The sequence below is a fragment of the Rhodococcus sp. EPR-147 genome, from assembly GCF_001647185.1.
Classification (GTDB): domain Bacteria; phylum Actinomycetota; class Actinomycetes; order Mycobacteriales; family Mycobacteriaceae; genus Rhodococcoides.
In genome coordinates this window covers 23,293-33,593 of the sequence record NZ_LVCU01000248.1, presented here as the reverse complement: position 1 = coordinate 33,593, position 10,301 = coordinate 23,293, and the positions used below count along the sequence as shown (strand labels likewise).

The following is a 10,301-nucleotide window of genomic DNA, read 5'->3' as shown; positions in this document are numbered from 1 at the left end:
GCGACCACGAGTTGCGCCTTGCCCAGCTTGATCTTGTCGACGCCTTCTTCGACGGAGACCGCCGCGGTGGCACAGGCGGCGACAGGGTGAACCATCGCGCCGTAGCTACCGATGTACGACTGAACCACGTGCGCAGCAACGACGTTCGGCAGAGCTTCCTGCAGGATGTCGTTCGCACGAGCGTCGCCGAGCAAGGTGTCGATGTACAGCGAGCGCATCGATTCCATGCCGCCCATGCCGGTGCCCTGTGTGTTGGCGACCAACGTGGGGTGCACCCAGCGCATCAGTTCCGACGGGTTGAAGCCCGAGGAGATGAACGCGTCGACCGTGGTGACGATGTTCCACAGGGCGACTCGGTCGACCGAGCTGGCCATGTCGGGCGAGATGCCCCACTTGGTGGGATCGAATCCGGTGGGAATCTGTCCACCCACGGTGCGGGTGAGCTTCATCTTGCGCGGAACGCGAATCTCGGTGCCCGCCTTGCGGGTGACCTGCCAGTCGCTCGAATCCGGAACCGGGGTGATGAGCGTGTGCTCGGGGTCCGCTGCTGCGAACGACCGGGCGTCGATCTCGGTTCCGACCACAAACGTGAGGTCGTTGTCGAGGAAGATCGAGGTCATCAGCGGAGCCGTGTTGCCGACCATCGCGCCGTCGTCGCCGTAGGTACGGATACCGCACTTCTCGACCACGATGTCGTGGTACTTGTCGGCGATGTCCTCCTCCGGCACCAGGTCACCGGACTCGATGTCGTACCAACCCGGCTTGGGATCGTTCTCCCAGGCGATGAGGCCGGTGTTCCATGCGAGTTCGAGAACGCCTGCGGCAGAGAGCTGCTCGTCGACCTCCATCTCGAAGCGGGTACGCGCCGAACCGTACGGTCCGAGCTCGCCCGCGCCGACGATGACGACCAGGTCCTTCGGGTCGACGTCCAGTGTCGGCCAGGCCGGAGCCGTGGTCGACGTGGACAGCCGCGGCGGTGCGGGCAGCGCCGCGATGACCGAGTTGTCCACTGCCTCTTCGGTCTTCTCGGCAGCGGCCGCAGCCGCGTCCCGAGCGAGCTCGACGAGGTTGAGCTTGGTGTTGGCCAAGCCGCCCGTGAGATCGACGACGATCGGCTCCTGCGCAGCCTGACGGCGAGCGGTAGGTGTGCACAGTTCGAGCAGTTCGGTCGCCATCTCGTCGGTGGACCAGGTGCGAACGCCTTCGGCCTCGACGGCCTCGACGATGGGATCGTTGCCACCCATCAGACCGGTGCCGCGCACCCACCCGATGTGAGCGTGGGCGATGGACACCCGCTCGGCCCAGTTCTTCTCCGAGCCCCACTTGGCGACGACTGCGTCGAGTGCGGCCTTCGATTCGCCGTAGGCACCGTCTCCACCGAACATTCCGCGGTTCGGCGATCCCGGCAGCACCACGTGCAGGTGAGTGTCGATGTCGGTGTCGTAACCGACCTTCGACAGTCCGGTGATCAAACGCTCGACCGACCAGAGCAGCACTCGCATTTCCATCTCGGCGCGAGCTCCGGCGTCGGACATCTCGCCCATGACCCGCGGCGCTGCGAACGGGAACAGCATCGTCGGAGTAGTTGCGGCCTTGACCAGAGTCTTTGCGCCACCGGCAGTATCGATGTAGTCGCTGCCGATCCACTCGATGAGTGCATCCACGTCGGTGTACGACGCGATGTTGGCCGGAACCACCCACAGCGACGCTCCGCTCCGTGCGCTGTCGCGGTAGAGGCTGCGGTAGAAGCCGAGTCGCTCGTCGTCGAGCCTGGAGGTGGTGACGAAGACCGTCGCTCCCCCGGCCAGCAGCTTGGCCGTCACCGCAGCTGCGATGGAGCCCTTGCTACCGCCGGTGACCACTGCGACCTCGTCGGCCCATGGGCCCTTGTCCTCGGATGCGACCGCGATGTCCGCGATGCGTCCGAAGGTTTCGGCCAGCACTGCCTTGTTCTCGTAGTCGGCCTTGGCCTTCCACCACTGTGCTTGAGCTGCAACGGCATTGCCGGCACCGGCGAAGGACTCGACGGCGACGTCGCCTGCGGTACCGAGCCACAACCGGGCCAGGTCCTCACGGGCGGTGGCCCACCGGTCGTCGATCAGGACGGCGCGCTTGGCGTCGAACGCCGGGGCGACGAGGCGAGGCCAGTCGGATCCCAACTCGGCCGAGACCAGCTCGACCAGAGCAGCGTCGGGATCCTCGGCCAGCAGTGCGTTGGGCGCATCGGCCAGTCCGAGCTGTTCGAGCACCAACCGGGCTGCGGAGGCGAGGACGCCGTCGCGGCCGGTGATGTGCTCGGTGAATTCACCGAGAGCAGCAGCGTCGACGGTTCCGCCGGCTCCGCCGCCTGCCTGCGGCATCGAGACTGCAACGCCGCGGCGTGCGGCCACCGCGGCCACTGCCGCGTCGATGACGTTGTCGACTGCGTTGCCGTCGGCGAGAGCGCCGTCGGCCAGGCCACCGAGCGCGCCACCACGAACCGAGGCACCGTCACGGGTACCGAGAGCGACCTCGGCGGTGACGTGGTGCGCCCAGCCGTCGCCCAGTTCCCAGGTCTTCTTGACGCGATCGGCGATCGAGGCCGGGCGCCGACCCGAGGGGCCGAAGACCTTGCGGAGATGGTCGTTGATGGAGTCGCTGAGCACCGGACCGAACGGCTTGTACGTACGAGCCAGCTTGTTCACCGTGCCCGAGAGCGCACCCATGTCGGCATCGGCTGCACCGTCGATGGCACCGAGCGAGAGCTCGGAACCGAGGTCGACGAGCAGCTGATTACGACGCGAGGACACTCCGTCACACAGAGCCTCGATGGTGTCGGCAGGCCCGATCTGATCGAGCTGCAGCTTGGTCCACAGACCGATGAGGATCTTGGTTGCATCGGCGGCGACGAACGCGATGTCGTCCGGACGAGGTCCGCCCGACGGTGCTGATGCCGGAGCGGGTGCTGCGGCCGGAGCTGCAGCTGCCGCCGGAGCAGCGGCCTCCACGGGTGTCGACTCTTCCTCGTCGGCCGGAGCCGGATCGGTGTCGGTGCCGTAGATGATCGCAGCCTCGCGCTCGAGGTTCAGAACCTCGACCGGGTGGCCGAAGCGGCCCGGTAGCTTGAGGGTCTGCGACGCGAGGTTGGCCACGGTCGGGGTTGCCCCCAGGCCGATCTCGACGAAGCGCTCGACGCCCATGCCGCCGTCGGACTCGTCTGCGAACAGCAGGTCCTGGGTTTCGATCCAGCGCACCGGGCTGGCGAACTGCCATGCCAGCAGCTCGGTCAGGATCACCCGGCACAGAGCGCTCGGCCGTGCTGCCCACGAATCGAACTCTGCGAGAACGGTGTTCAGCGGCTCGGACGGAACCAGATCGGCGATCTCCTGAACGAACTCGCGCTCGAGCGAGAACGGCTTGGGCACCAGGTTGGGGATGTAGCGCCCCACCAGGATCGCCGGATCGATCTGCTCGGGGAGCAGCGTCTCGAGGCGGTTGCGGAAATCGTCGACTCCGCCGCGTAGCACCGTGGAGTGGAACGGCACGTCGATGCCGGGAACCATGATGTAGGCGGCCTTGCCACCGAACTCCGCTCGGCGGATCGCGATCTTCTTCTCCAGCTCGCCGAGGCCGGCAACCGTGCCTGCGATGGCGTACTGCGAACCGCGCAGGTTGAGGTTGACGATCTCGAGGAACTCACCGGATTCTTCTGCGACACCGGCGACGAAGCCCTGCACGTCCTGATCGGCCAAGCCGATCTGCGACGGGCGGATCGCTGCCATGCGGTAGTCACTGCGGCCGCTGGCATCACGCGGAACCAGCGCGTGCATGGCCGAACCACGCTGGAAGACGACCTCGAGGACGGCTTCGAGCGGGAGCACACCGGCAACGGCTGCGAGAGCGTTGTACTCACCGACCGAGTGGCCCGCGAGAATCGAGTTCTCCACGAACGCACCGGATTCACGCAGTTCGGCAACCTGCGCGACGCCGAGAACGGCCATCGCAACCTGGGTGAACTGCGTCAGGTGCAGCACACCGTCGGGGTGCTTGTGGGTGACGCCGCGCGCCTTGAGCGACGTCGGATTGTCGCGCACCACAGCGAGAATGGAGAAGCCCAGTGCGCTGCGGGTGTGCTTGTCGGCACGCTCCCACACCTCACGTGCGGCCTTCGAGCGAGACCGAGCGTCCAGGCCCATGCCCGCCCGCTGGATGCCCTGACCCGGGAACGCGTAGACGGTCTTCGGCGGCGCGGTGCGAGCGGTGGCGACCATGACCAGTTCGCCTGCGACACGGCAGGAAACCTCGATCAGTTCGGCACCCTGGTCGAATCCGGTGCGGTCGACGCGAACATCGATCTCCGCTCCGGGTCGAACCATGCCGAGGAAGCGCGCGGTCCATGCGGTGAGGCGACGCGGCGGAGTCTTGGTGTCCGCGTGGTCGACTGCGGTCACCGTCTGCTGTGCGGCAGCAGAGAGCCACATGCCGTGCACGATCGGGCTGCCGAGGCCGGCGAGCAGCGCCGCGGCGTCCGAGGTGTGGATGGGGTTGTGATCGCCCGAGACCTGAGCGAACGCGGCCATGTTGCGCGGGGCCACGATGGTTGCCTGACGGCGGCGACGACGCGGGGTGTCCTTGGCGTCGGCGCTCACCGAGCCGCCGGCGCGGGCCGGATCGGTCAGCTCACCCTTGCCGGTGCGTCCGCGAATGGCGAAGCGCTCCACGAGAGTTGCGACGGCGGGAGCGTCGAGCCCCTCGCCGAGCATGGCACCGATCTCGACGGTGACCTCGACGACGCGGCCGAGGTCGGTGTCGAGCACCTCTCCGGCCGCAGCCTTGACCACGAGAATCGAGGTGTCGGTGGGCAATTCGCCGACCAGGTTGACGCTGTGGTCGAGGTGCACCAGGTCGAGCATGCCTTCGATGACGTCGATGCCCTCGGCGTTGCGGGTGGCACCCAGGACGGCGAAGACGGCGGGCCAGCAGGCACCGACCAGAACGTCGGGAACGGCCTTGCCGCTGACGGTCAGCGAGTCCGGCAGGCCGGAGCCGGTGACGCCTGCGTGATCGGCGATCAGATCGGGGATCCATGCGATGTTCAGCCGGGCGACGCCGCCCTTGACGGCCGGAAGGTCCTGGCCTGCAGCAACTCCGAGCAGAGCCGACATGGCCTGCTGTGCGTCCTGCGCGGTGACGACGGGAGCGCCGCCGTCGATCGTGGAGGCCGGAACCGTCAGGCGGATACGTACTTCCTTGCCCGGGGCGAGCGGAACCAGCAGCTCCACGTGCTCGGAATCGAGCACGGTCAGCGTCGAGCCGGTCTGCGGGTGCGCCGCGACCGTCTCGGACTCCACGGTCCAGTCGGCCGGATCACCCAGGCGTGCAACGGGGTTCTGCGTCATCCGCGAGGCCCAGGTGACGTCGGGAGCAGCCAGCACGATGCCGAGCAGTCCGGGTGCGATCTCGGCGTGGCGACGGCTCGCGATGGCCGTGGGCTCGACGCCCTCGGCGAGAAGCTGATCCGCGGTGGCCTTCTCGAAGCGATCGAGCAGCTCGCCCACGGGCTCGTCGACGCGAGTGATGCCCGCGACGGCGACGGTACCGGGGATGATGCAGACCTGATCGGCCGAGTAGCGAGCGGCGTGTGCCTGCCACAGCGAGTCACTGCGCCACCAGCGGCGCACGTCGCCGTCGACGACGGGGACGAAGTTGACCGGCTTGCCGGGCATGCGGCACAGCGAGGTGAAGAAGGTGATGTCGGCCGGGTGCAGAACCACGTCGGCGGCGTCCGGGAACTGTGCGAGCAGCGACTTCAGAGCTGCACGCGGGCGTTCGAGAACCTCGGCATCGGCGAACAAGGTGGGGATGGGTCCGCGATCGACGGGGTGCAGCCGAGCCTCGGCGCGCTGCAGCATCTCCAGGAAGCGGGTACGCCAGGTGACGTCGAGCCACACCGACTCGCGTGCCTCGGACACGGCATCGGTGAACTCGCCGCCACAATCGAAGTCGCTGCGCGAGTCCGTTCCGATGGCCAGATCGAGGTAGCGAACGAGCCACTGCTGGTACGTCATCTCGGCGACGTCACCGAAGAAGGGCTTGGCGGTGCCGTCGAGTGCGGCGATGATCTCGTCGCGACGCTCGGCCACGGCGTCGGCGTTGCCTGCGACCTCGTCGAGCAGTCGGCCGCACCGCGATGCCGCATTGTCGATCTCGTGGATGTCGGCACCGAGCTGGCTACGGCCCGAGGCCATTCCGCCGTTCGCGGTACCGGCACCGACCCAGTCGGGGGTTCCGGGTGTGTCGACCAGAAGCTGCTTGACCTCGGGAGCCGTCGTGGCCTCCAGGGTTGCCATCGCGGCAGTGCCGACGAGGATGCCGTCGAGCGGCATCTTCGGGTAGCCGTGCACAGCCGACCAGGTTCCGGTGAGGTACTCCGCTGCCCGCTCGGGTGTGCCGATGCCGCCGCCGACACAGACGACGAGGTTGGGCCGTGACCGCAGCTCAGCGTAGGTGGTCAGCAGCAGGTCGTCGAGGTCCTCCCACGAGTGGTGTCCGCCTGCGCGGCCACCCTCGATGTGGACGTTGACCTGGTACGAGGGAACCTCGTTGGCGATACGGATGACGGCGCGAATCTGCGCGACGGTGCCGGGCTTGAACGAGACGTAGCTGATGCCTGCCTCGGACAGCTCTTCGATGAGGGCCACTGCCTCTTCGAGTTCCGGGATGCCTGCGGTGACGACGACGCCGTCGATGGCCGCACCCGCCGCGCGAGCGCGCTGCACGATGCGGCGTCCGCCGAGCTGCAGCTTCCACAGGTACGGATCGAGGAAGAGCGAGTTGAACTGGATTGCGCGGCCGGGCTCGAGAAGCGTGGAGAGCTCGGCGACACGATCGGTGAAGATGTCCTCGGTGACCTGGCCGCCACCGGCGAGCTCGGCCCAGTGGCCTGCATTGGCAGCTGCGGCAACGATTTTGGCGTCGACCGTCGTCGGCGTCATGCCGGCGAGCAGGATCGGCGAACGTCCGGTCATCTTGGTGAACGAGGTCTCGACCACGACGCGGCCGTCGGGCAACGTGACCGGAGTGGGGGCGTAGGCGGACCATGCGGGCTGGACCTCGGGAGCAGCTCCCGGAGTGAGCAGGTTGCGGTGGCCACCGCGCGAGGACGCGGCGATGATGCCAACGCCCTGTCCACGCAACGCCGGGGTGGTCATGCGGGTGAGCAGGTCGCCCGGACCGAGATCGAGAATCCAGTCGGCACCGGCGTCGACGACACCGTCGATGGCGTCGACCCAATCCACGGAGTCGACGAGGATCTTCTGTGCGAGCTCGCGTGCGAGGTCGACGTCGAGCCCACAACGCTGCGCCCAGGCGCTGACGAGTTCGACGGCATCTGCCAGGGCGGGGTGATGGAAGCTGATCTCGACGGGAAGCTGCTCGAAGACCGGGGCGAACACGGCACCGCCACGCTTCTTGGCGTCGCGGTCAAGCTCTTCCTCGGCAGCGATCTGCTCGCACTTCTCCTGCACGCGAGCCAGCTGGGCCGGCGGCCCGGAGAGTACGACGCGACGACGGCCGTTGCGGATGGCGAGAGCTGCGGATCGCTCCGGCGCTCCGTCGATCGCGAGTTCGGCGATGATCGCCTGCAGTCGTGCGGGTTCGACGTTGGCAACCGAGACCATCGGCGCGCGGTCTCCGGCACCGATGATGCCGCGGCGGCGGCCGACGAGACCTGCCGCTGCACCCACGAGCTGGGCGACAGCCAGGAAGTTCGCATCCTGTGCGCCATCGGCTGCGACGGACTCGGCGGCGATGAGACCCTGCGAGTGTCCGACGACCTTGACGGGCGGGGTCTGGGCCGGATCGAGCCCCTGCAACTTCAACGCACGCAGTGCTGCGACCTGGGTGAGAAACACTCCGGGAAGCGAGACGGCAGCGGAGGTCAGCGCTGCCTCGGACGGTCCGTACGAGCCGACGGTGTCGTCGTCGGCGAGGTCCTGTTCGAGCATCCAGCCGATCGGGTCGAAGCCGACCGATCGCACGACCAGCAGCTCGTCTGCCACGGGCGCGAGAGTGACTGCTGCCTCGTTGACGAGATCGGTCAGTTCGGGTTCGAGCGCGGAGTCGCGAGCCAGTTCCTCGAGGGAGCTGAGCCATGGTGCGCCCTGGCCGCCGAAGGCCAACGCGTACGGCTCGCCCGCGGCGAAACGATCTGCCAGAGTCCGAGAGCCGCCATTGCTTCTAGGGGATTTGTCTGCGTTGCCGGTGCTTCGCGAGCCTCGTCCGTGTGATGGTGTGCTCTCGTTGATCGTCAAGGCTGAAGATTCCTCTCGTGGACGCCTCGGGGGTCGGGGCGTTCGCTGTGATGACTGCCCCATGGCGTCGTGGGCTACAAGGTCGAAGCGGTGAGCCGGTCTTCGTCGACAGGTCTCCTCCGCGCTGCTCAAGGTTGACACAAAATCATGAGGAAATCCTCAGGTTTGCTCGGACGTCCGAGTGCTACCAGCGAGTACGTCACTCGAAGTGGCTTTACCTTTTGTTTACCCGACTCGTCGGTAACCCGTATCCACGCTGGCGAGAGCGTCGAGCGGAACACCAGAACATGAGGAACGCCTCGCATTTTTCGTTATCTTTTCGTGATGTGATCTCGAGCACAGACGAGCAGCTCCCAACCTTGTCGGTGCGGTCCTCTACCTTGTGCGAACGAGCCGCTCGCCGGGAGAGCGGTCGACGAAATCCGGGGGGAATTCATGTATTCATCGGTAACGGATATCTGCACCGAGGACGAGCTCGACGCGATGCTTCTGCACATCGAATCGCATGCGCCGCAATCCCGTTCGCCACACTGGACACCGGGGTGGCTGGGCGAGAGCGAGGTGGCGTTGCTGGATGCGATCTTCTCGGCGCGCGCTCCCTACGGCGGCCCTTCGAGCGGGGTCCGTGCGGTCGTCCAGCGATGGCGATCGCATCGCGGCGATAACCGACTCGACGACTTGACAACCCTCGCCGAACTGACCAACAGTCCGGATCTACTCGTGGAGATTCTCTCCAACCGTCAACTGGTTCCGGGAAACAGTCGAACCAAGGGTGCTGCCGCTGCCGTGGCTGCTCGGACGTTGATATCGGTGGGCCTGAGTCGTTCGAGCGACTTCGTGCAGCACACCGAGGACCAATTCGAGGCGTTCTGCGCAATTCCCGGGCTCGGCGAGACCACCTGGGAGTGCATGCTCATGCATCTGGGAGTGCGCACCGACAAGGCGACCGAACATCTGAACTCGTTCGTCGCCGACGCACTCGAACCGCTCCACCAGAACCTGTCCGTCGGCATTGCCGAGGACCGCGCGTCCGTGATCCTTGCAACGACGGCGGACGCACTCGGCACCGAACTCGCCTCACTCGAGCACGCAATCTGGCGATATCAACACAAGTTACGCAGGCCGAAGAAGCGTCACTCCGAGGCGGCACTTCGACCGACGGGCTGACTTCGCGAGATCATCGCCTCCACACCGTCGAGAACGCACTCCAACCCGAACCGGTAGGCGTGCACGGGGTCGCTGGCGGCGTCGTACGACGTCGCCGCGGCCGTCCCGACCCGAGACGACACCGGAAAGCGCTCGCGGTCCATCACCCGTTCGAGGATCGGCGCGGTAGCCGCCCACCACTGGGCGTCGGACATGCCCGACTGCTCCTTGACACGGGTCACGCCGGCCAGGGCTCGCGCGGTACCGGAGACGTGAGTGAGAACCAGAGTGAGAACGGAGTCGATCTCGACGTCGCCCAGGCCGATGCCTTCGAGAGGGCGCAACTCGGCCTCGTACTTGTCGTTGGTGTGCGGACCGAGCACGGGCCGTGCCCCCTCCGCCTCGAGAAGCCACGAATGTTGTTGATACAGAGACCAATTGCGCTCGGCAACGAAGCGCATCGCTGGACGCCATCCGCCGGCGACGGAGGCCGGCTCGTCGACGTGCGAGTAGAGACCCGCAAGCGCTCGATCGATCATCAGATCGGCCAGCTCTTCCCGGCCCGGCACATGTGTGTACAGCGACATCGCGCCGACACCGAGATGCTGTGCCACGTTCCGCATCGACACCGACTCCAGACCGGTCGCATCGGCCAGTTCGATGGCGGCATCGACGATCGCATCCACGCTCAGTCCGGTCCGACTCGGCTTGGCACCGACTCGCCACAGAAGCCCGAGTATCCGGGCCGGGTCGAAGGGGACGTCCTTTTTCGATGCCACTCGGCGAGTGTAGCGACACCGTACGGTGTACACCGCATGACGTGGGCACACAGTCGAGCAGACCGCGGCACTGACAACAACCACC

General features: G+C 66.8%; 3 protein-coding genes. 1 reads left to right on the top strand and 2 read right to left on the bottom strand.

Features of this window, described 5'->3' with window-relative positions:
- Nucleotides 1-8,291, bottom strand: an 8,291-nt coding sequence (locus A2J02_RS12155) for a fatty acid synthase subunit beta domain-containing protein (RefSeq protein WP_068050424.1), incomplete at its 3' end; no start/stop codon positions are given.
- 435 nt (nucleotides 8,292-8,726) lie between these two features.
- On the opposite strand from A2J02_RS12155, the gene A2J02_RS12150 reads away from it, so the two are divergent.
- Nucleotides 8,727-9,458: a hypothetical protein gene (locus A2J02_RS12150; protein ID WP_068050414.1), complete on the top strand. Its 732-nt coding sequence runs from the start codon at nucleotides 8,727-8,729 to the stop codon at nucleotides 9,456-9,458.
- Here the strand turns inward: A2J02_RS12150 and A2J02_RS12145 are convergent.
- Entirely contained in the window at nucleotides 9,425-10,216 is a 792-nt protein-coding gene (locus A2J02_RS12145) for a TetR/AcrR family transcriptional regulator (protein ID WP_068050423.1), read from the bottom strand. The genes A2J02_RS12150 and A2J02_RS12145 overlap by 34 nt on opposite strands.
- Nucleotides 10,217-10,301: the final 85 nt, after the last annotated feature.

Coding starts and splice junctions, on each gene's coding strand:
- A2J02_RS12150 (WP_068050414.1), top strand. CDS start 8,727: ATGTATTCATCGGTAACGGATATCTGCACCGAGGACGAGCTCGACGCG.